Below are 21129 nucleotides of genomic sequence, written 5' to 3' on the forward strand. Positions count from 1 at the left end.
GTCAGTCCAGGGCGCGGGTGAGTTCCCCGACCAGGCGGTCGCGGAGTTCGGGGGCGTCCACCCGCTCCACACGGACGTTCGTGCAGTCCACCCAGCTCGCCGCCTCCAGCAGGGCCTGGGCGATCGCCGGGACCGCCTTCGGGCCGTTCAGAGTGACCTGCTTGGCGACCAGGGTGCGGCCGTCACGGGCCGGGTCGACACGACCCACGAGTTGGCCGCCGGCCAGGACCGGCATCGCGAAGTAGCCGTACACCCGCTTCTGCTTGGGGACATAGGCCTCCAGACGGTGGGTGAAGCCGAAGACGCGTTCCGTGCGTGCCCGCTCCCAGATCAGGGAGTCGAAGGGGGACAGGAGCGTCGTGCGGTGGCGGCCACGCGCGGGCGTGGCCAGGGCCGCCGGGTCGGCCCAGGCGGGCTTGGCCCACCCCTCCACCGTCACCGGGACGAGGCCCGAGTCGGCGACCACCGCGTCGAACTGCTCGCCCTTGAGGCGGTGATAGTCCGCGATGTCCGCGCGCGTGCCCACACCGAGGGCCTCACCGGCCAGGCGGACCAGTCGGCGCAGGCACTCGGTGTCGTCCAGCTCGTCATGGAGCAGCTCGGTGGGGACGGCGCGCTCGGCGAGGTCGTACACCCGCTTCCAGCCGCGGCGCTCCACACAGACCACCTCGCCGTACATCAGGGCCCGTTCGACGGCGACCTTCTCGCCGGACCAGTCCCACCACTCGCTGGTGCGCTTCGCGCCGCCCAGCTCCGTGGCGGTGAGAGGGCCCTCGTCGCGGAGCTGTTTGATGACGCGGTCGTAGGCGCCGTCGGGCAGGTCATGGCCCCACTGGGGGCGGGCGCGGTAGGCGCGGCGGCGGAACGCGAAGTGGGGCCACTCCTCGATGGGGAGGATGCAGGCGGCGTGGGACCAGTACTCGAAGGCGTGCGGGCGCGCCGGGGCGCCGGCGGGGGCGGTGGCCCAGTAGGCCCGGTCGACCGTGGAGCGGCCTATGGCGCCGAGACGGGCGTACGGGACGAGCTCGTGGGAGCGGGCGAGGACCGAGATGGTGTCGAGCTGGACCGCGCCCAGGTGGCGGAGCACACCGCGGACGCCGGCTCTGCGGTCGGGGGCGCCGAGGAAACCCTGGGCCCGCAGGGCGATGCGGCGGGCCTCGTCCGCGGTGAGTTCGATCGTGGGAGGCGGCAGGGGAGTCATGGTCCGCAGGGTAGGCCAGGGCACTGACAAGCGGGGCTGAGCTGGGAGAACCCGCCCCGAGACCGGGAGGCCGGGCGTCGGTGATCGGGGAGGCCGGGCATCAGCGCGGGGCCGGTAGGTAGGGGGACGCGGAGGGGAGGCTCAGGTCGGAGGGGAGGAGGGAGCCCACCCAGCAGTCGCGGAGGGTGCCGTTGTTGTTGAGGGCGGAACGGAGGGTGCCCTCCACGGTGAAGCCGGTGTTCTCGGCGACCGAGCGGGACGCCGTGTTGCCGACCTCGGCACGCCATTCGAGGCGGTCGACGCCGAGCGCGGTGAACGCCCAGCGGGAGGCTACCCGGGTCGCCTCGGTGATGTAGCCGTTGCGGCGGTGCTCCTTGGCCGTCCAGAAGCCGATCTCGGCGGTGCCGAGCGACCGCATGGTGATGCCGAGCATGCCCGTCAGCACCCCGGAGGGAAGGAAGACCCCGAAGGTGAACATGGAGGCGTTGACCCAGCCCTCGGGGACCGCGTGCTCCACGAAGGACACCGCGTGCTCGCGCAGATACGGCGAGGGGATCGTGGTCCAGCGCTGAATCTCCGGGTCCTGCGCGGCGGCGTACACCGTGTCGGTGTCGCGCGCGTCCACGGTGCGCAGCAGCAGGCGCTCGGTGGTCAGGGTGACGGGGTCCATCGGGTGATTGTGCTCGGGGCGGCGGAAGGGCGCCATCTCATTTGCGCCCGTTCTGTGAACGGGCCCGTGACGCGGGAGGGGCGAGGCAGTCACAATTCGTGCATTTCGTGGGCGGAACGCGGCACCATCGGCGACGCCCGCCCGTTGTCCTAGTGGCTGTCAGGGCCAGACCTCCCGGCACGGCGGGGTCCTCGCTTACGATGGCCGTTGCTCAAGCTGTGATTTGAATCTGTCATTGAAACCGACCGTCCCAGGCCCGACCGGCAAGGAGACAAACCCCCGTGTCCGTCCTCTCGAAGATCATGCGTGCAGGCGAAGGCAAGATCCTGCGCAAGCTGCACCGCATCGCGGACCAGGTCAACTCCATCGAAGAGGACTTCGTCGACCTCTCCGACGCCGAGCTGCGGGCCCTCACCGATGAGTACAAGCAGCGGTACGCCGACGGTGAGAGCCTGGACGACCTGCTTCCCGAGGCGTTCGCCACCGTCCGAGAGGCCGCCAAGCGCGCCCTCGGCCAGCGTCACTACGACGTGCAGATCATGGGTGGCGCCGCCCTCCACCTCGGCTACGTGGCCGAGATGAAGACCGGTGAGGGCAAGACCCTCGTCGGCACCCTGCCCGCGTACCTGAACGCGCTGTCCGGCAAGGGCGTCCACCTCATCACGGTCAACGACTACCTGGCCGAGCGCGACTCCGAGATGATGGGTCGCGTCCACAAGTTCCTGGGCCTGAGCGTCGGCTGCATCCTCGCCAACATGACGCCGGCCCAGCGTCGCGAGCAGTACAACTGCGACATCACGTACGGCACGAACAACGAGTTCGGCTTCGACTACCTCCGCGACAACATGGCGTGGTCCCAGGACGAGCTCGTCCAGCGCGGCCACAACTTCGCGATCGTCGACGAGGTCGACTCCATCCTCGTCGACGAGGCCCGTACGCCGCTGATCATCTCCGGCCCCGCCGACCAGGCCACCAAGTGGTACGGCGACTTCGCCAAGCTGGTGACGCGCCTGAAGAAGGGCGAGCCCGGCAATCCCCTCAAGGGCATCGAGGAGACCGGCGACTACGAGGTCGACGAGAAGAAGCGCACGGTCGCCATCCACGAGTCCGGTGTCTCCAAGGTCGAGGACTGGCTCGGCATCGACAACCTCTACGAGTCGGTGAACACGCCTCTGGTGGGCTACCTGAACAACGCCATCAAGGCGAAGGAGCTCTTCAAGAAGGACAAGGACTACGTCGTCATCGACGGCGAGGTCATGATCGTCGACGAGCACACCGGCCGTATCCTCGCCGGCCGCCGCTACAACGAGGGCATGCACCAGGCGATCGAGGCGAAGGAAGGGGTGCCGATCAAGGACGAGAACCAGACGCTCGCCACGATCACCCTCCAGAACTTCTTCCGCCTCTACAAGCGCCACGACCACAACGGCAAGGAGCAGCCCGGCCTGTCCGGCATGACCGGTACGGCCATGACCGAGGCCGCCGAGTTCCACCAGATCTACAAGCTCGGCGTGGTCCCGATCCCGACGAACCGGCCGATGGTCCGCAAGGACCAGTCCGACCTGATCTACCGCACCGAGGTCGCGAAGTTCGAGGCGGTCGTCGACGACATCGTCGAGAAGCACGAGAAGGGCCAGCCGATCCTCGTCGGTACGACGTCGGTCGAGAAGTCGGAGTACCTCTCCCAGCAGCTCAGCAAGCGCGGTGTCCAGCACGAGGTGCTGAACGCCAAGCAGCACGACCGTGAGGCGATCATCGTCGCCCAGGCCGGCCGCAAGGGCGCCGTGACCGTGGCCACCAACATGGCCGGCCGTGGTACGGACATCAAGCTCGGCGGCAACCCGGAGGACCTCGCCGAGGCGGAGCTGCGCCAGCGCGGGCTCGACCCCGAGGAGCACATCGAGGAGTGGGCCGCGGCCCTGCCCGACGCCCTCGCGAAGGCCGAGGCGGCGGTCAAGGCGGAGAAGGAGGAGGTCGAGGCCCTCGGCGGTCTCTACGTCCTCGGCACCGAGCGGCACGAGTCCCGCCGTATCGACAACCAGCTGCGCGGTCGTTCCGGCCGTCAGGGCGACCCGGGCGAGTCCCGCTTCTACCTCTCCCTCGGTGACGACCTGATGCGCCTGTTCAAGGCCCAGATGGTCGAGCGTGTGATGTCCATGGCCAACGTGCCGGACGACGTGCCGATCGAGAACAAGATGGTCACCCGCGCGATCGCGTCCGCCCAGTCGCAGGTCGAGCAGCAGAACTTCGAGACCCGTAAGAACGTCCTCAAGTACGACGAGGTCCTCAACCGGCAGCGCGAGGTCATCTACGGCGAGCGGCGCCGCGTCCTGGAGGGTGAGGACCTGCACGAGCAGATCCAGCACTTCATGGACGACACGATCGACGCGTACATCGCCGCCGAGACCGCCGAGGGCTTCGCCGAGGAGTGGGACCTCGACCGGCTGTGGGGCGCGTTCAAGCAGCTCTACCCGGTGAAGGTCACCATCGAGGAGCTGGAGGAGGCGGCCGGCGACCGGGCCGGGCTGACCCCCGAGTTCATCGCCGAGTCCATCAAGGACGACATCTACGAGCAGTACCAGGCTCGTGAGGAGCAGCTCGGCTCCGAGATCATGCGTGAGCTGGAGCGCCGGGTGGTCCTCTCCGTCCTGGACCGCAAGTGGCGTGAGCACCTCTACGAGATGGACTACCTCCAGGAGGGCATCGGCCTGCGCGCGATGGCCCAGAAGGACCCGCTGGTCGAGTACCAGCGCGAGGGCTTCGACATGTTCACCGCGATGATGGAGGGCATCAAGGAGGAGTCCGTCGGCTACCTGTTCAACCTGGAGGTCCAGGTCGAGCAGCAGGTCGAGGAGGTCCCGGTCGAGGACACCAAGCCGTCCCTCGACAAGGGCGACGCGGTGCCGGCCCAGGCGGGTGCGTCGCGGCCGGAGATCCGTGCGAAGGGGCTGGAGGCCCCGCAGCGCCGGGACCGTCTGCACTTCTCCGCGCCGACCGTCGACGGCGAGGGCGGCATCGTGGAGGGTGACCTCCCCGAGGACGAGCCCATCCGCTCCGAGGCCGACGGCCTCACCCGCGCGGAGCGCCGCAAGCAGCAGGGCAGGGCGGGCGGCCGCCGCCGCAAGAAGTAGCGGGCGGGCCGCTCCGCGGGGAGCGAGGCCGGCGGTGGGCCGCAGGCCGTGAGGCAGGGAAGGGCCGGGCATCTTCGGGTGCCCGGCCCTTCTGTGTGCGCGGGTTCGTGTGCGGGTGGGTGCGCGGGTTCGTTGGCGGGTGCGGGTGGTGTGTGGTTTCTCGCGCAGTTGCCCGCGCCCCTGAAGGCTCGGTAGATGGGGGTCAGTCGTCTGTGTGGGGGCGCCTGGGGCCGCCCAGTTCCACGGCTGTGCAGCGCCAGCGGTGGTCCGGGCCGTGCTCCAGGCGGAAGGCCATGGCGCTGAGGCGGTCGCCCGCGCTGACGCGGGCGAAGACCTCCAGAGCGCCGGGAGCGGCCACGTAGTAGCCGATGTCGCGGATGACCGGGTCCGCGCCGTGGACGGCGCGCAGGGGGCCCTGTTCGGCGAGCCAGGCCAGTTCGTCGTAGGCGCGGCCCGCGGTGTGGCGCAGCATGCTGTGGACGGGGCGGCGGCCGCTCAGGACGGCCAGGAGGAGATCCGCGAAGCGGTCGGTGGGGCGGGGCCGCTGGGCGGCGGGAGCGGTGAGGACCTCGGGGAGGAGGGCGGCGGTCGTGCTCCGCTCGGCGGTCGACACACGGCCGTCGCGTGCCCTGGACCGGCCGCCGCCCGGTGTCGTGCGGGCGGGGGTGCGGCCGGGGCGGCGGGTGTCGTGGCGTACGGGCGGGCGGGTGCCGGGGCGGCGCTGGGTCCTGGTCATGACCTTGTTCATCGGGGTCCCCGTTCCTCGGAGTCGGTGAGCCGCTGGTACCACTCGGTAACTTCGCGTTGGGGATCTTGTACGAGGCGGGAGGCCGGCGCCGCAAGGAACGGCGACGAGCGGCGGAGGCCCCGGAATGTTCACCTATCAGGGTGATGGAGGCGGTGTTCCGGCCCGTGGCGGTCAGGGTGGGCCGGGTGAGGCGGTGGGTGCGGGGTGGACGGGGCAGGAGGGGCGGGCGGGGGCTCGAAAGGGGACGCCGCACGTATCCTGAAGGACCGTCGGGACCGACTCCTCGTACGGCCCCGGGCGCCTTCCGGGGTGCGGGAGCGATCCCTGCGGGGTACGGATCGTTCCCGGTGGGGGTGGACCCCACGTCGGAGCCCTCCGCGGAGCCTTGACAGCGAACACGACTACGAAAGCGGCCTGCCATGCGCGTCTACGTCCCCCTGACCCTTCCCGGGCTCGCCGAGGCGTACAAGACGGGGCAGTTGGGGGAGGGGCCGTTCGTCGCGTACGCCGTCACGCCGGCGCTGCGCGAGTGGTACCTGTCCGACGACATCGAGGAGTTGGAGTACGCCGCCCTGAATCGCGCCGCGCTCGCGTCGTTGCGGCTGGTCGCCGTGGAGCCGGGGGCCGTTCGGCGCCGGGTCGTCGTGGCGGTGGACGTGGCCGACCGGGACGCGGTCGCCGACCCCGACCGGGGGCTCGACCCGACGGCGCTCGGCGAGGTGCGGGTCGCGGGGCCGGTGCCGCTGTCCAAGGCGGCGGCCGTGCACGTCGACTCGGCGGAGGCCGAGGCCGAGGTGGCCGAGGCGGCGGACGCGCTCGGCGCGGCGGACCAGGGCGACGACGACGCCCAGTTCATCGTCGACGGCGCGGACGACCACGAGCTGCTGTGGTACGCGACGCAGGAGATCCCGAACCTGGTGGGGCTCGGGGAGTGACTCCGACGCCGCGCGGCCGGTGACGCGTACGCGTTTGCGGGGTGCGCACTCAAGGTCACGGTGCGTTGTCAGTGGTGAGGGGTAGTTTTTCGGTATGGGGAAGCACGGCGCTGGGGCGCACATCGTCTGGGACTGGAACGGCACGCTGTTCCATGACAACGAGGCGATCATCGGGGCGACGAACGCGGCGTTCGCCGAGCTGGGGATCGAGCCGCTCACCTTGGAGCGATACCGGGAGCTGTACTGCGTGCCGGTGCCGAAGTTCTACGAGCGGCTGATCGGGCGGCTGCCCACCGATGAGGAGTGGGAGGCCATGGACGTCGTCTTCCATCGGTATTACGCCGAGCACCGGGTCGCGTGCGGGCTGACCGACGGGGTGCCCACGCTGCTCGCCGACTGGCGGTCCGAGGGGCACAGCCAGTCGATCCTCAGCATGTACGTGCACGAGGAACTCGTGCCGCTGGTACGGGGCTTCGGGATCGAGCCGCACTTCATACGGGTCGACGGGCGGCGGGGGCCGTCCGGGGGCAGCAAGGCCGAGCACATGGTGCGGCACCTGCGCCGACTCGTCGGGGTGGAGCCGGAGCGGACCGTCGTGATCGGGGACGCCGCGGACGACGCCGTCGCCGCCCGGCACGTCGGGGCGCGCGCCGTCCTCTACACCGGGGGGTCCCACAGCCGGGCGAGTCTGGAGACGGTGCCCGGGGTGCCCGTGGTGGACACCCTGGAGGAGGCGGTCGTGGAGGCCGAGCGGCTGGCGGCGTAGCGCGTCACCGGCGCCGCCCGCTCCTGCCCCCCGTCGACCTCAGGTCGCCGGCGCCTTGGTCCGTAGGATCTTCAGGAACTCGCGCATCCAGCTCGGGTGGTCCGGCCACGCGCGTGCGGAGACGAGGGTGCCGTCGACCACGGTCTCGGTGTCCTGGAAGGTCGCCCCCGCGGACTGCATGTCGAGCTCCAGCGCGGGGTACGCCGTGACGCGGCGGCCGTGGAGCGCGTCCACGGCGGCGGTGAGCAGCGGCCCGTGGCAGATCTGGGCGACCGGCTTGTCGGTGTCGAAGAACGACTTCAGGATCTTGCGCAGCTCCGGGTCGTTGCGGAGGTACTCCGGGGCCCGGCCGCCGGGGATGACGAGGGCGACGTACTGGCCGGGGTCGACCTCGGAGAAGGCGAGGTCCGCGGGCCAGGTGTACCCCGGTTTCTCCGTATAGGTGTCGAAACCGGGCTCGAAGTCGTGGACGACGAAGCGGAGCTGCTTGCGGCTGGGGGCGGCGATGTGGACCTCGTACCCCTCCTCCCGCAGGCGCTGGTAGGGGTACAGGACCTCCAGTGACTCGGCCGCGTCGCCGGTGATGATGAGGATCTTGGCTGTCATGGCGGGTTCCCCTCGGCCTCGTGGTGGTTCGTCTCGTCGGGGTGTCCTGGGCAACGTGCATCCAGGGTGGGGGTTTGCCAAGGGGGTGTGCGGCGGTGCGGTGCCGGCGCGGGCCTTCGCCACCTGCTTGGCGGCGACCTCACTCTCCGATTGTCGCCTCGACCCGTCACCCGGCGCATTCCGGCCACCCGGCGTCCGGCCCCGCCCCCGGATCGGGCCCTTTCCTGGGGAGAAACGCTGACCGCGCCCTGTCCGGGCGGCACAGTTGAGCGGGAGTATGCTCGGGTGGGCGGGGTGAGTGTGGAGGTCGGGTGCTTGTCTCTGTGTGGAATGTCAAAGTTCTGGCCCCGGTTTTGTACACATACGGCTCATGACGGGGGGCCTGTAAGGAGCGATAGCCTTAGTGGCGTGATCAGCGCGATAGTTCGCGGGGACGTCGTCGTCCCTGCCCCGCGCCCGGTGAGCACGGACGACATCCGTGACCGGGCGGCGGTCGCTGGTCCTTGCGGGCGGGTGGGGGTCCTGAAGGCCCCCGAGGCGCCGAACGACGTCACGAGGCCGACGCCGAGAGCAGCGTCACACCCCTGTTCGGCGGCCAGAATGGCCGATTCCCTCCCGCTCATCTCACCCCGCGGCATAGCGTCGGAGCAGACCGGACACCCCGTGTTGTGCCGTCGCGTCGGAGGGGCCGAGGCCGTACTTCCTTCTACGTCACGCAACGGCGCGCGACAGGAGCCAGAGGACAATGCAGACCAAGCTGGACGAAGCCAAGGCCGAGTTGCTCGAGAGGGCCGCCCGGGTAGCTGAGAACAGCCCGGTCGGGGGGCACCTACCGACTGGGACGACGAGCGAGAGTGCCACGGGTGCACCGGACACCCCGGACCACGACACCGTGCTCGCGTTCCTCCAGCGCTACTACCTGCACACCGCCCCGGAGGACCTGAGCGGCCGTGACCCGGTCGACGTCTTCGGAGCCGCCTACTCCCACTACCGACTGGCCGAGAATCGCCCTCAGGGCACGGCCAATGTGAGGGTCCACACCCCGACCGTGGAGGAGAACGGCTGGACCTGCAGCCACTCCGTCGTCGAGGTCGTCACCGACGACATGCCCTTCCTCGTCGACTCCGTGACCAATGAGCTGTCACGGCAGGGACGGGGCATCCACGTCGTCATCCACCCGCAGGTCGTCGTCCGACGCGATGTGACCGGCAAGCTCGTCGAGCTGGTCAGCGAGCCGTCCGCCGTCGCCGCCGCCGCGGCGGCCGTGGCCGCCGGCGAGACGCTTCCGCACGACGCGCACATCGAGTCCTGGATCCACGTCGAGATCGACCGCGAGACCGACCGGGGCGACCTGAAGCAGATCACCAACGACCTGCTGCGGGTGCTGTCCGACGTGCGGGAGGCCGTCGAGGACTGGGAGAAGATGCGGGACGCGGCGCTGCGGATCGCCGAGGGGCTGCCCACCGAACCCACCGCCGACGACCTGCGCGACCAGGAGGTGGAGGAGGCCCGCGAGCTGCTGCGCTGGCTCGCCGACGACCACTTCACCTTCCTCGGGTTCCGCGAGTACGAACTGCGTTCCGACGACACGCTCGCCGCCGTGCCGGGGACCGGGCTCGGGATCCTGCGGGCCGACCCGCACCACGCCGGGCCCGACCACCACCCCGTCAGCTCCTCCTTCGATCGGCTGCCCGCCGACGCCCGCGCCAAGGCCCGTGAGCACAAGCTCCTCATCCTCACCAAGGCCAACAGCCGCGCCACCGTCCACCGGCCGTCCTACCTCGACTACGTGGGCGTGAAGAAGTTCGACAGCGAGGGGAACGTCGTCGGTGAGCGACGGTTCCTCGGACTGTTCTCCTCGGCCGCCTACACCGAGTCCGTCCGCCGCGTCCCCGTCGTCCGCCGCAAGGTCGACGAGGTCCTCAGGGGCGCCGGGTTCTCGCCCAACAGCCACGACGGACGCGACCTCCTCCAGATCCTGGAGACCTACCCGCGCGACGAGCTGTTCCAGACGCCCGCCGACGAGCTGCGGTCCATCGTCACCTCCGTGCTCTACCTCCAGGAACGCCGGCGCCTGCGGCTCTACCTGCGGCAGGACGAGTACGGGCGCTACTACTCCGCCCTCGTCTACCTGCCGCGCGACCGGTACACCACCGGCGTACGACTGCGGATCATCGACATCCTCAAGGAGGAACTCGGCGGCACCAGCGTCGACTTCACCGCCTGGAACACCGAGTCGATCCTCTCCCGGCTGCACTTCGTGGTCCGCGTCCCGCAGGGCACCGAACTGCCGCAGCTGACCGACGCCGACAAGGAGCGCGTCGAGGCCCGCCTGGTGGAGGCCGCCCGCTCCTGGGCCGACGGCTTCGGCGAGGCGCTCAACGCCGAACTGGGCGAGGAGCGCGCCGCCGAACTGCTGCGCCGCTACCACAACGCCTTCCCCGAGGGCTACAAGGCCGACCACAGCCCCCGCTCCGCCGTCGCCGACCTCGTCAACATCGAACAGCTCGGCGAGGAGGAGGACTTCGCGCTCAGCCTGTACGAGCCCGTGGGCGCCGCGCCCGACGAACGGCGGTTCAAGATCTACCGCAAGGGCGGCTCGGTCTCGCTCTCCGCGGTGCTGCCCGTCCTCAACCGGCTCGGCGTCGAGGTCATCGACGAGCGGCCCTACGAGCTGCGCCGCGAGGACCGTACGACCGCCTGGATCTACGACTTCGGGCTGCGCATGCCCCGGTCGGCGGCCGGCGACTTCCTCGGCGGCGACGCCCGCGAACGGGTCCAGGAGGCGTTCGCCGCCACCTGGACCGGGCAGGCCGAGAACGACGGGTTCAACGCCCTGGTGCTGAGCGCCGGGCTCACCTGGCGGCAGGCCATGGTGCTGCGCGCGTACGCCAAGTACCTGCGGCAGGCCGGGTCCACCTTCAGCCAGGACTACATGGAGGACACCCTCCGCAACAACGTCCACACCACCCGGTTGCTCGTGTCGCTGTTCGAGGCGCGGATGTCGCCCGACCGGCAGCGGGCCGGACGCGAGATCGTCGACGCCCTCCTCGAAGAGGTCGACGCCGCGCTCGACCAGGTGGCCTCCCTCGACGAGGACCGCATCCTGCGGTCCTTCCTCACCGTCATCAAGGCGACGCTGCGCACCAACTTCTTCCAGGAGGCGGCGGGCGGCAAGCCGCACGACTACGTCTCCATGAAGTTCGACCCGCAGGCCATCCCCGATCTGCCGGCGCCGCGCCCGGCGTTCGAGATCTGGGTGTACTCGCCGCGCGTCGAGGGCGTGCACCTGCGGTTCGGGAAGGTCGCCCGCGGTGGTCTGCGCTGGTCCGACCGGCGTGAGGACTTCCGTACGGAGATCCTCGGCCTGGTCAAGGCGCAGATGGTCAAGAACACCGTGATCGTGCCGGTCGGCGCCAAGGGCGGCTTCGTCGCCAAGCAGCTGCCCGACCCGTCGGTGGACCGCGACGCCTGGCTCGCCGAGGGCATCCGCAGCTACCGGACCTTCATCTCGGCGCTCCTCGACATCACCGACAACATGGTCGCCGGAGAGGTCGTCCCGCCCGCCGACGTCGTCCGGCACGACGAGGACGACACCTATCTCGTCGTCGCCGCCGACAAGGGCACCGCGACCTTCTCCGACATCGCCAACGAGGTCGCCGAGTCGTACAACTTCTGGCTCGGGGACGCCTTCGCCTCCGGCGGCAGCGCCGGCTACGACCACAAGGGCATGGGCATCACCGCCCGCGGCGCCTGGGAGTCCGTCAAGCGGCACTTCCGGGAGCTGGGCGTCGACACCCAGAGCGAGGACTTCACCGTCGTCGGCATCGGCGACATGTCCGGTGACGTGTTCGGCAACGGCATGCTGCTCAGCGAGCACATCCGGCTGGTCGCCGCCTTCGACCACCGCCACATCTTCATCGACCCGAACCCGGACGCGGCCACCTCGTACGCCGAGCGGCGCCGGATCTTCGAACTCCCGCGGTCCAGCTGGGAGGACTACAACGCCGAGCTGATCTCCACCGGTGGCGGCGTCTTCCCGCGCACCGCCAAGGCCATCCCGATCAACAGCCACATCCGGGACGCCCTGGGCATCGAGGAGAAGATCTCCAAGATGACCCCGGCCGACCTGATGAAGGCGATCCTCAAGGCCCCGGTCGACCTGCTGTGGAACGGCGGCATCGGCACGTACGTCAAGTCGAGCGCCGAGTCCCACGCCGACGTCGGCGACAAGGCCAACGACGCCATCCGCGTCAACGGCGGCGACCTGCGCGTCCAGGTCGTCGGCGAGGGCGGCAACCTCGGCCTGACCCAGCTCGGCCGGATCGAGTTCGCGCAGAACGGTGGACGGGTCAACACCGACGCCATCGACAACAGCGCGGGCGTGGACACCTCCGACCACGAGGTGAACATCAAGATCCTGCTCAACGGCCTGGTCACCGAGGGCGACATGACCGTCAAGCAGCGCAACAAACTGCTCGCCGAGATGACCGACGAGGTCGGCCGGCTGGTTCTGCGCAACAACTACGCGCAGAACACGGCCATCGCCAACGCCCTCGCCCAGTCCAAGGACATGCTCCACGCCCAGCAGCGCTTCATGCGCCACCTGGTCAGGGAGGGCCACCTCGACCGGGCGCTGGAGTTCCTGCCCACCGACCGGCAGATCCGTGAGCGGCTGAACACCGGGCACGGCCTCACCGGCCCCGAGACGGCCGTCCTCCTCGCGTACACGAAGATCACCGTCGCCGAGGAGCTGCTGCACACCTCGCTGCCGGACGACCCGTACCTGCGCACCCTGCTGCACACGTACTTCCCGACCGCGCTGCGCCAGCAGTTCTCCGAGCACATCGACAGCCACCCGCTGAGCCGGGAGATCGTCACCACCCTGCTCGTCAACGACACCGTCAACACGGGCGGTACGAGCTTCCTGCACCGGCTTCGGGAGGAGACCGGGGCATCGCTGGAGGAGATCGTCCGGGCGCAGACCGCGTCCCGCGCGATCTTCGGGTCGGGCGCGGTGTGGGACGCCGTCGAGGGCCTGGACAACAAGGTCGACGCCGGCGTCCAGACCCGGATCCGGCTGCACTCCCGGCGCCTCGTCGAGCGCGGCACGCGCTGGCTGCTCAACAACCGGCCGCAGCCGCTGCAACTGAGCGAGACCATCGCCTTCTTCAAGGACGGCGTGGACCTCGTCTGGGGCGAGCTGCCCAAGCTGCTGCGCGGCGCGGACCTGGAGTGGTACCAGCAGATCTACGACGAGCTGGCCGGCGCCGGCGTCCCCGAGGAACTGGCCACCCGGGTGGCGGGCTTCTCCTCGGCGTTCCCGACGCTCGACATCGTCGCCGTCGCCGACCGGGTCGGCCGGACGCCGATGGAGGTCGCCGAGGTGTACTACGACCTCGCCGACCGGCTGCGCATCACCCAGCTCATGGACCGCATCATCGAGCTGCCGCGCGCCGACCGCTGGCAGTCCATGGCCCGCGCGGCGATCCGCGAGGACCTGTACGCGGCGCACGCCTCCCTCACCGCCGACGTGCTGTCCGCCGGCAACGGCTCGTCCACGCCGGAGCAGCGGTTCAAGGTGTGGGAGCAGAAGAACGCGCCGATCCTGGGCCGCGCCCGGACGACGCTGGAGGAGATCCAGGGCTCCGACGCGTTCGACCTGGCCAACCTGTCGGTGGCCATGCGCACGATGCGCACCCTGCTGCGCAGCCACTCGTAGCGCGCACGCGAGGGCGCCCCCCCTGTATGTGGTGCGTCAGGTCGTGATCTTCCAGACCGTGACGGTGCCGCGGATGTCGGGCATGTAGTCCTGGTCCTGGGGCGACTTCACCTCGGTGACCTCCCACAGCGCGAGGTTGCCGTCACTGGTGATCGTGCAGAGGTAGTCGCCCTTGGCGATCTGCTCGTCCCGGTTGATGGACTCGGCGGACAGGCTGTCCGTGTAGGGGTTCTGGTCCGCCCCCGCGCGGCACTCCTTGTCCGTGGAGCCGCTGGCCTCGCCCATGGAGGTGCCGAACGACACCGCCGAGCCGTCGATGCGCAGTTCCGCGTCCTCGTAGTCCATCTGGGAGCTGGTGGGGTCCACCAGCGGCTGGTCGAGGTCCACGTACGTGCTGTCGAGGCCGGAGTCGGGGCCCCGGACCGTGATCGGCACACTGTCGACGATCTTGGTGTACTTGGCGCCCTCGGCGGGCGGCGCGGAGCCCGTGGGGGTCGTACCGGTGCCCCCGGTGGTGTCCCCCTGACCGTCGTCCGTTCCCGTCTCCGACTCGGTCGGTGTCGGGCTCGGCTTGCCCTTCTCCTCGTTCTTGGCCTTATCGCCGTTCGCCGTGTTGCTGGAGCTCTTGTCGTCGTCCTGCCCGTTCATCAGGTACACCGCGGCCGCCGCGCCCGAGCCGACCGCCAGGACCAGGACGAGGGCGATCAGCCCGGCCTTCAGACCCCGGCGGCTCTTCTTGGGCGGCGTCGGGGCGGGGGCAGGGGCCTGCGGGGTGAGGTTGTACGTCTGGGCGGCGGGCTGCGGGTAGCCGTAGCCCGGGGCCGGGCCCTGGGCGGCGGGGCCGAAGCCCGCCATCGGGGTCGGCTGCGGTACGCCCTGGGTGGTGCCCGCCGCCGGGTCGTGCGGCGGGGGCGTGGTCGGAGGTGCGGTCGCCGGGGGCGCCGTCGGGGGAGCGGTGACCGGAGGTGCGGTCGGAGGTGCGGTCGGGGGTGCCGCGGGCAGCTGCGGTGCCGTCGGCTGCGGCGGGGTCTGCGCGGACTGCTCGCGCCGGGCGATCTCGGCGGTGAGCGGCTCCGGCAGCCAGCCGCTGAAGTCGCTGAGGCCGCGGCCCGCCAACTCCTGGCAGAGCGCCGCCAGTTCCTCCGTGCCGATGCGCTCGGCCGGGTCGGCGGTCAGGCAGCGCTCCAGCAGGGGCCGCAACTGCTCGTCGAACCCGCCGAGTTGCGGCGGGCGCTGGGCGGTGTTGGCGATCTGCGCGGCGATCGTGATGGCGCCGCCGTCGCCGTACGGGTGGCGTCCGGTGGCGGCAACCGCCGCGATCAGACCGAGGGAGAACACATCGGTCGCCGGGGTGACCTGCTCCCCGAGGGCGTGCTCCGGGGACATGTACTGCGGGGTGCCGATCAGGCCGCCGGACTGCGTCAGTTGGGTGGCGTCGGCGGCGCGGGCGATGCCGAAGTCGATGACGTACGGGCCCTGGGTGCCCAGCAGGATGTTGCTGGGCTTGAGGTCGCGGTGGATGACGCCGGCCGCGTGGATCGACGTCAGGGCGCGGGCCGCGCAGCCGACCAACTGGAAGACGGCGGGCAGCGGCAGCGGCCCGAACGCGACGAGGGCGTCGTGCAGGGGGATGCCGGCGATGAACGCGGAGGCCAGCCACGGCAGTTCGCCGGTGGTGTCGTGGTCGACCACCGGGACGATGTGATAGCCCTGCACGCGGCGGGCCGCCTGCACCTCCTGCTCGAAGCGGCGGCGGAAGTCCGCGTCCTGGCCGTACTCCCGGCGGATGACCTTCAGGGCGACCGGCTGGCCGCCTCGGGTGTGCGACAGATAGACCGTGCCCATGCCGCCCTCGCCGATGCGGGCCTGCAAGTGGTAGCCGGCGGTCTCTCGTGGGTCCTGCGGTCCCAGAGGGCTCAGGATGTCGCCAGTGCTGGTGGTAATGGGAGCCTCCCCCGGTACGGTGCCGAACTCCTGTGCCGCGTGCGGGCACTTGAAGCGGTTCCGAAGCTTATACGGCACTTACGACACCTGGAGCTGGCGTTACGGTTCCGTGTGAGTACAGGTACGTGATGCCGGAGAAGGGCCTAGGGTTCGCGCCGTACCCGGCGCTGCCATTCCTCGTCCCGCACGGTGATCGGCGCCGTCGCCGGGACCCCGCGCACCGTCGGTGCCTGCGCCAGGCTCGGGGGGACCGGAGCCGTCGGGGCCTCGGTGAGCGACAGGGTGTGGAACGCCGTCTCGATGATGGCCACCGACGTCGCGAACGGGGCCGGGAGCCAGCCGGTGAAGTCGCGGACGTCCCTGCGGGCCGCTCCCGCGCAGTGCTCGGCGATGTCGGCGGCCGAGGGGCGGGCGACGGGGTCGGCGGTGAGGCAACGGCGGATCACGTCGAGCAGGGGCCGGTCGATGCCGTCGAGGGCGGGCGGGTCGACGTCGGTCGCGGCGATGCGCGTCGCGATGGCGAGCGGGTTGCCCCGGCCGTACGGGTGGCGTCCGGTGGCGGCGACCGCGGCGAGCAGGCCGAGGGCGAACACGTCCGACGCGGAGGTGACCCGGCGGCCCAGCGCGTGCTCGGGGGACATGTAGCGCGGCGTGCCGATGAGGCGGCCGGCGGTGGTGAGGGTGGCGGCCCCCGCGGCCCGGGCGATGCCGAAGTCGAGCAGCCAGGGCCCGTCGGTGGCGAGGAGCAGGTTGGCGGGCTTGATGTCGCGGTGGATGACCCCGGCGGTGTGCACGGCGTCCAGCGCGTGGGCGGCGCAGGCCAGCAGTTGCAGCACCGTCGGCATCGGCAGCGGGCCGTGGGTGTCCAGGGCCTCGCCGAGCGGGACGCCCGGTACGTAGCGCGTGGCCAGCCAGGGGCGCCTCGCCGCCGCGTCGTGGTCGACGATCGGCACCAGGTGGTAGCCGGAGACCCGGCGGCCGGCGGCCACCTCGCGGGCGAAGCGTTCCCGGAAGGCCGGGCTGTCGGCGTACTCCGGACGGACCAATTTCAGGGCGACCGGCTGGCCGCCCCGGCTGCGGGAGAGGTACACGGTTCCCATGCCGCCCTCGCCGATCCTGGCGTACAGCGGATACCCGGAGATCTCCCGCGGATCGTCCGCCCGCAGCGGCCCAGGCACCACCCCGCGCATCGACCGGCCCCCTCTGCTCCCGCTCCCACGTCCCCTCGGAGGGTATCGCGGGGGACGCGGCCCCACCCCGCCCCGGACGCAACCCGGGTACCTCCCATGGCCTCTACCTGAGTGGCCCTCAACGGCGCTATGCCTTATAGAGGGAGCAAAGCATGATGTTTGGGGTGAACGTGGAGCAGCAGCCGCAATCAGCGACAGCCGGGCCTGCCGTACCCGCCGGGCCTGCCGTACCCGCCGGGCCGGCCGTGTCCGTCGTCGTCATCGTCTACAACGACGAGGCCAGGCTGCCCACGGCCGTCCGGTCGGTCCTGGAGCAGACGCTGCGCAGCGTCGAGGTCGTGATCGTCGACGACCACAGCTCGGACGGCTCGTACGAGGTGGCCGCCCGGCTCGCCGCCCGCCACCCCGACCGGGTACGGGCGTACCGGCTCCCCGAGAACAGCGGCGGCTGCGGCGCGCCCCGCAACGAGGGCATCCGGCGGGCCCGCGGGGAGTACGTCCTGTTCCTCGACAGCGACGACGTCCTGGAGCGCAACGCCTGCCGGAACATGCTGGAGGCGGCCGAGACGACCGGCGCCGACCTCGTCTCCGGGCTGTGCGTCCGCGTCCACGTGGACACCCGTACGAAGAAGGAGGTCAAGTGGTATCCGTGGCTGTACTCCCGCACACGGACGCTCGACTCCGTCTCCGAGCTGCCCGACCTGCTGGTGTACGACACCCTGTCGACCAACAAGTGCTACCGGCGTGACTTCCTGGTCGAGGGCGGTCTGGAGTTCCCCGTCGGCATCCACTACGAGGACCTGTTCTTCTCCGCCCAGGTGTACGCGGCCGCCCGCCGGATCACGCTCATCCCCAACCGGGTCTACGACTGGAACGTCGTCGAGCGGCCCGGCGCCGAGTCGATCAGCAACCGGCGGGCCGAGATCGCCAACTTCGCGCACCGCATGGAGATCCACCGCAGGGTCGACCGGCTCCTCGCCGACCGGGGGCTGCCGGAGCTGAAGTTCGCCAAGGACGTCAAGTTCCTCAAGCACGACCTGGTGCTGCACCTGCGCGATCTGCCGTTCCGGGACGCCGCCTACCGTCGGGAGTTCGCCGCGCTGGCCAACGCCTATCTGGCGTCCATCGACCCGGCCGCGTACGACGAGGTCGAGCCCATCCACGCGATCTGCGCCTATCTGCTGCGCGAGCGCGACTGGGACAACCTGCTGCCCGCCGTGGACACCCTCACCAACCGCGACAAGGTGTCCGCTCCGATGGTCGAGCGCGACGGGCGGATCTACTGGTGTGCCGAGCACATCGAGGAGGACCCCTTCGCGCGGCGGATCCTGGACGTCACCGAACTCGGCTACCACGCACGGCCGGTCGGGAAGATGTTCCTGCGCAACGAGCTCACCGAGTACTCCCGGCCGGGGCGCAGCGGAGTCGTCCGGCTCGCCGGCCGCGTCACCAACCCCCTCGGGGTCATCCCGCCCGGCGCCCGGCTCACCGCCGAGCTGGAGTTCTACGCCCGCCGCCCCGGCGTCCGCTTTTGGACCTTCCGGGTGCCGGTGGCCGCCGTACGGCACGAGGGCCCGTACGTGTCGTGGGAGGCCACCGCCGACATCGAGAAGGTCCTGCGGCCGCTCGGCATCGTGGACGCCGTGTGGGACGTCCGCCTCCATCTCGATGTCGACGGTGAGCGGACGTCGACACGGCTCACCGCCGCCGAACCGGGCCTCGCGACCGGGCAGCTGCCGGTCCGCCCCCGCCTCACCCGGCTGGTCGCCGACCGCGTCGAGCCGCACATCTCCGCCCGCGGCCACCTCGCCTTCCGGCTGGTCCCGGACAAGAAGGCCAACGACCTCGTCGTCCGCGGCCTGCGCGGCACCCCCGGACGACTGGCCAAGACCGGCTACCGCAAGGCCAAGGCACTACGCAAGAAGGCCACCTCCGGGGACACCAAAATCCGCCTTTATCATGAGGCATTCCTTCGGCTGCCCCCGCGCCGGCGCCTGGTGGTCTTCGAGAGCCACCTCGGCCGGCAGTACAGCGACAGCCCCCGGGCGATCTACGAGGAGATGCGCCGCCAGGGCCTCGACTTCGAGGCGGTGTGGTCGTACGCGGGACGCCCGGACGGCTTCCCCTCCGACGCGACCCTCGTACGCCGCTGGTCCCTGCCCTACCTCAGGGCGCTGGCCCGCGCCGAGTTCTGGATCGACAACCAGAGCTACCCGCTGAAGCTGACCAAGCGGCCCGGCACGACGTACCTCCAGACCTGGCACGGCTCCGCCCTCAAGCGCATGGGCTTCGACGAGCCGAGCTGGAGGCTCAAGTCCCGTGCCGCGCAGGCGGAGCAGCAGCGCACCCTGGACCGCTTCGACCGCTTCCTGATCCGCTCCGAGCACGACGTGCGCACCCTCGCCAAGGCCTTCCGCCTCCGCGAGAAGGCTCTGCTGCGGGTGGGCTACCCCCGCAACGACGTCCTCGTCCAGACCCGAGGTGCCACCGAACGCCCGCCCCTGGCAGCCGAGTTGGGCATCCCGGCCGACAAGAAGGTCCTGCTGTACGCGCCGACGTTCCGCCAGTCGGGGCAGAAGCGGTTCGCGCTGCCGTTCGACGTGGAGCGCTTTGCGGAGACCTTCGGCGACGAGTACGTCCTCCTCGTCCGCGCCCACTACCTCAACCACGTCGTGCTCCCGCCCTCCGTACGGGGCCGCGTCATCGACGTCTCCGGCCACCACGACGTGACGCCCCTGCTCGTCCTCGCCGACGCGCTGATCACGGACTACTCGTCGGTGATGTTCGACTACGCGCTCCTGGACCGCCCGATGCTGTTCTTCACGTACGACTACGACGCCTACGTGCACGAGGGCCGCGGCACCTACTTCGACCTGATGGAACGGGCACCCGGCCCGGTGGTCCGCACGGAGGACGAGCTGCACGCCGTCCTCGCGGGCTCCTCGCTGGAGGAGCAGTCGGTGAAGTACGCGGCCGCGCGGGAGCGGTTCACGGCCGCATTCGGCGAGTACGACAAGGGCACGGCCGCGCGGCGGATCGTCGACGAGTTCTTCTCCGACTGGAGGCGCAAGTGACCGGGCAGCGGGACGGGCGGCGGGACATCTTCCTCGTCGCCAACAGCGTCGACGAACTGGGCGGGGTGACCAGCTGGACCCACCAGATGGCCCGGCTGTTCACCGAGCGGGGCCACCGCGTCCACGTCATCGGCATCGCCACCCCGGAGGACCCGTACGACCTCGGCGACCTCCCCTACCCGACGACCAGGCTGTACGACGGTCAGCCGCCCGCCCCCGGCCGGGCGCGGGACGCGAGCATGCGGGACCGGGCCGCTCGGCTGACCCGGATCTTCGAGGCCGCCCGCCCGGGAGCGGTCGTCGTCGTCACCCAGGTGTGGGCGATGGAGTGGGTGCGGCTCGCCGACACCCGCGGACTGACCGTCATCGGCATGAGCCACGAGTCGTACGAGACCGCGAAGGCCAGCTCCCGCTTCCGCCGCGTCCTGAAGTACTACGCGGACGTCGACCGCATGCTCGTCCTCACCCGCGAGGACGCCGACCTGTGGATCGGCGAGGGCCTCAACAACGCCTCGTTCATGCCGAACGCCGTGCCCTGGCTGCCCGACGTGCCCTCGCCGCGCACCGGGAAGGCCGTCGTCAGCATCGGCCGGCTGAGCGACGAGAAGGGTGTCGACATGCTCCTCGACACCTGGGCGGAGGTCGCCCCCTCCCACCCCGACTGGACCCTGCGGATCTACGGGTCCGGCGAGGACGAGGAACTCCTGCGCAAGCAGTGCACGGCACTCGGCCTCGACGACTCGGTGGCCTGGATGGGCCGTACCGCCGACGTCCCGGCCGCCCTCCGGGAGGCTTCCGTCTTCGCGCTCTCCTCGCGGGGCGAGGGCTTCCCGCTCGCCCTCATGGAAGCGATGGCGATGGCCGTCCCGTGCGCCGCGTTCGACTGCGCGCCCGGCGTCCACGAGATCGTCGCCGACGGCGAGGACGGCCTGCTGGCACCCCCCGGCAACACCGCCGAACTGGCCCGCAAGCTGGACCTGCTGATGTCGGACAAGGCCCTGCGGGACCGCATGGGCGACAGGGCGAGGGAGAACGTACGGCGTTACGGGACGGCCGAGATCGTGGACAGGTGGGAGAACCTCTTCGCGTTCCTGGAGAGGTGACGGGGGGCGGGTCGGAGGGGGCCCGGGCTGTTGGGGGCC

General features: G+C 70.8%; 12 protein-coding genes. 6 read left to right on the top strand and 6 right to left on the bottom strand.

The window, feature by feature from the left end; genetic code table 11:
• Nucleotide 1: 1 nt before the first annotated feature.
• Nucleotides 2-1201, bottom strand: coding sequence for a winged helix-turn-helix domain-containing protein (locus M8J73_RS40285; protein WP_055539979.1), 1200 nt, complete (start codon nucleotides 1199-1201; stop codon nucleotides 2-4).
• Between the two features lie 100 nt (nucleotides 1202-1301).
• Nucleotides 1302-1871 (bottom strand): GNAT family N-acetyltransferase, encoded by a 570-nt coding sequence (locus M8J73_RS40290; protein ID WP_055539981.1) that lies wholly within the window; start codon nucleotides 1869-1871, stop codon nucleotides 1302-1304.
• Nucleotides 1872-2152: 281 nt separating this feature from the next.
• Between M8J73_RS40290 and secA the strand changes: the two genes are divergently transcribed.
• A complete protein-coding gene (gene secA / locus M8J73_RS40295; protein WP_055539980.1) occupies nucleotides 2153-5002 on the top strand; it encodes a preprotein translocase subunit SecA in 2850 nt (949 codons plus the stop codon).
• A gap of 202 nt (nucleotides 5003-5204) precedes the next feature.
• On the opposite strand, the gene M8J73_RS40300 is transcribed toward secA, so the two are convergent.
• Complete coding sequence (locus M8J73_RS40300) at nucleotides 5205-5750, bottom strand: Rv3235 family protein (protein ID WP_249829744.1); 546 nt, start codon at nucleotides 5748-5750, stop codon at nucleotides 5205-5207.
• Nucleotides 5751-6169: 419 nt separating this feature from the next.
• Between M8J73_RS40300 and M8J73_RS40305 the strand changes: the two genes are divergently transcribed.
• Both M8J73_RS40305 and M8J73_RS40310 read left to right on the top strand, forming a co-directional pair.
• Nucleotides 6170-6685, top strand: a complete 516-nt coding sequence (locus M8J73_RS40305) for a DUF6912 family protein (RefSeq protein ID WP_055540093.1) — start codon at nucleotides 6170-6172, stop codon at nucleotides 6683-6685.
• Between the two features lie 94 nt (nucleotides 6686-6779).
• A complete protein-coding gene (locus M8J73_RS40310; protein ID WP_055540094.1) occupies nucleotides 6780-7451 on the top strand; it encodes an HAD family hydrolase in 672 nt (223 codons plus the stop codon).
• 39 nt (nucleotides 7452-7490) lie between these two features.
• Here the strand turns inward: M8J73_RS40310 and M8J73_RS40315 are convergent, their stop codons facing one another.
• Nucleotides 7491-8057, bottom strand: coding sequence for a DJ-1/PfpI family protein (locus M8J73_RS40315; RefSeq protein WP_055540095.1), 567 nt, complete (start codon nucleotides 8055-8057; stop codon nucleotides 7491-7493).
• A gap of 745 nt (nucleotides 8058-8802) precedes the next feature.
• Between M8J73_RS40315 and M8J73_RS40320 the strand changes: the two genes are divergently transcribed.
• On the top strand, nucleotides 8803-13779 hold the full coding sequence (locus M8J73_RS40320) for an NAD-glutamate dehydrogenase (RefSeq protein WP_055540096.1): 4977 nt from the start codon (nucleotides 8803-8805) through the stop codon (nucleotides 13777-13779).
• Nucleotides 13780-13815: 36 nt separating this feature from the next.
• On the opposite strand, the gene M8J73_RS40325 is transcribed toward M8J73_RS40320, so the two are convergent.
• Nucleotides 13816-15801 carry a serine/threonine-protein kinase gene (locus M8J73_RS40325; RefSeq protein WP_308408378.1) on the bottom strand — a complete coding sequence of 662 codons (1986 nt, stop codon included), beginning with the start codon at nucleotides 15799-15801 and terminating at the stop codon, nucleotides 13816-13818.
• A gap of 65 nt (nucleotides 15802-15866) precedes the next feature.
• On the bottom strand, nucleotides 15867-16913 hold the full coding sequence (locus M8J73_RS40330; RefSeq protein ID WP_206187779.1) for a serine/threonine-protein kinase: 1047 nt from the start codon (nucleotides 16911-16913) through the stop codon (nucleotides 15867-15869).
• A 152-nt stretch (nucleotides 16914-17065) separates the two neighbouring features.
• On the opposite strand from M8J73_RS40330, the gene M8J73_RS40335 reads away from it, so the two are divergent.
• Nucleotides 17066-19987, top strand: coding sequence for a bifunctional glycosyltransferase/CDP-glycerol:glycerophosphate glycerophosphotransferase (locus tag M8J73_RS40335; protein ID WP_240501050.1), 2922 nt, complete (start codon nucleotides 17066-17068; stop codon nucleotides 19985-19987).
• Nucleotides 19984-21090 carry a glycosyltransferase gene (locus M8J73_RS40340; RefSeq protein WP_249829745.1) on the top strand — a complete coding sequence of 369 codons (1107 nt, stop codon included), beginning with the start codon at nucleotides 19984-19986 and terminating at the stop codon, nucleotides 21088-21090. The genes M8J73_RS40335 and M8J73_RS40340 overlap by 4 nt, the downstream gene beginning before the upstream one ends.
• Nucleotides 21091-21129 lie beyond the last annotated feature (39 nt).

Source organism: Streptomyces neyagawaensis, assembly GCF_023516595.1.
Taxonomy (GTDB): domain Bacteria; phylum Actinomycetota; class Actinomycetes; order Streptomycetales; family Streptomycetaceae; genus Streptomyces; species Streptomyces neyagawaensis.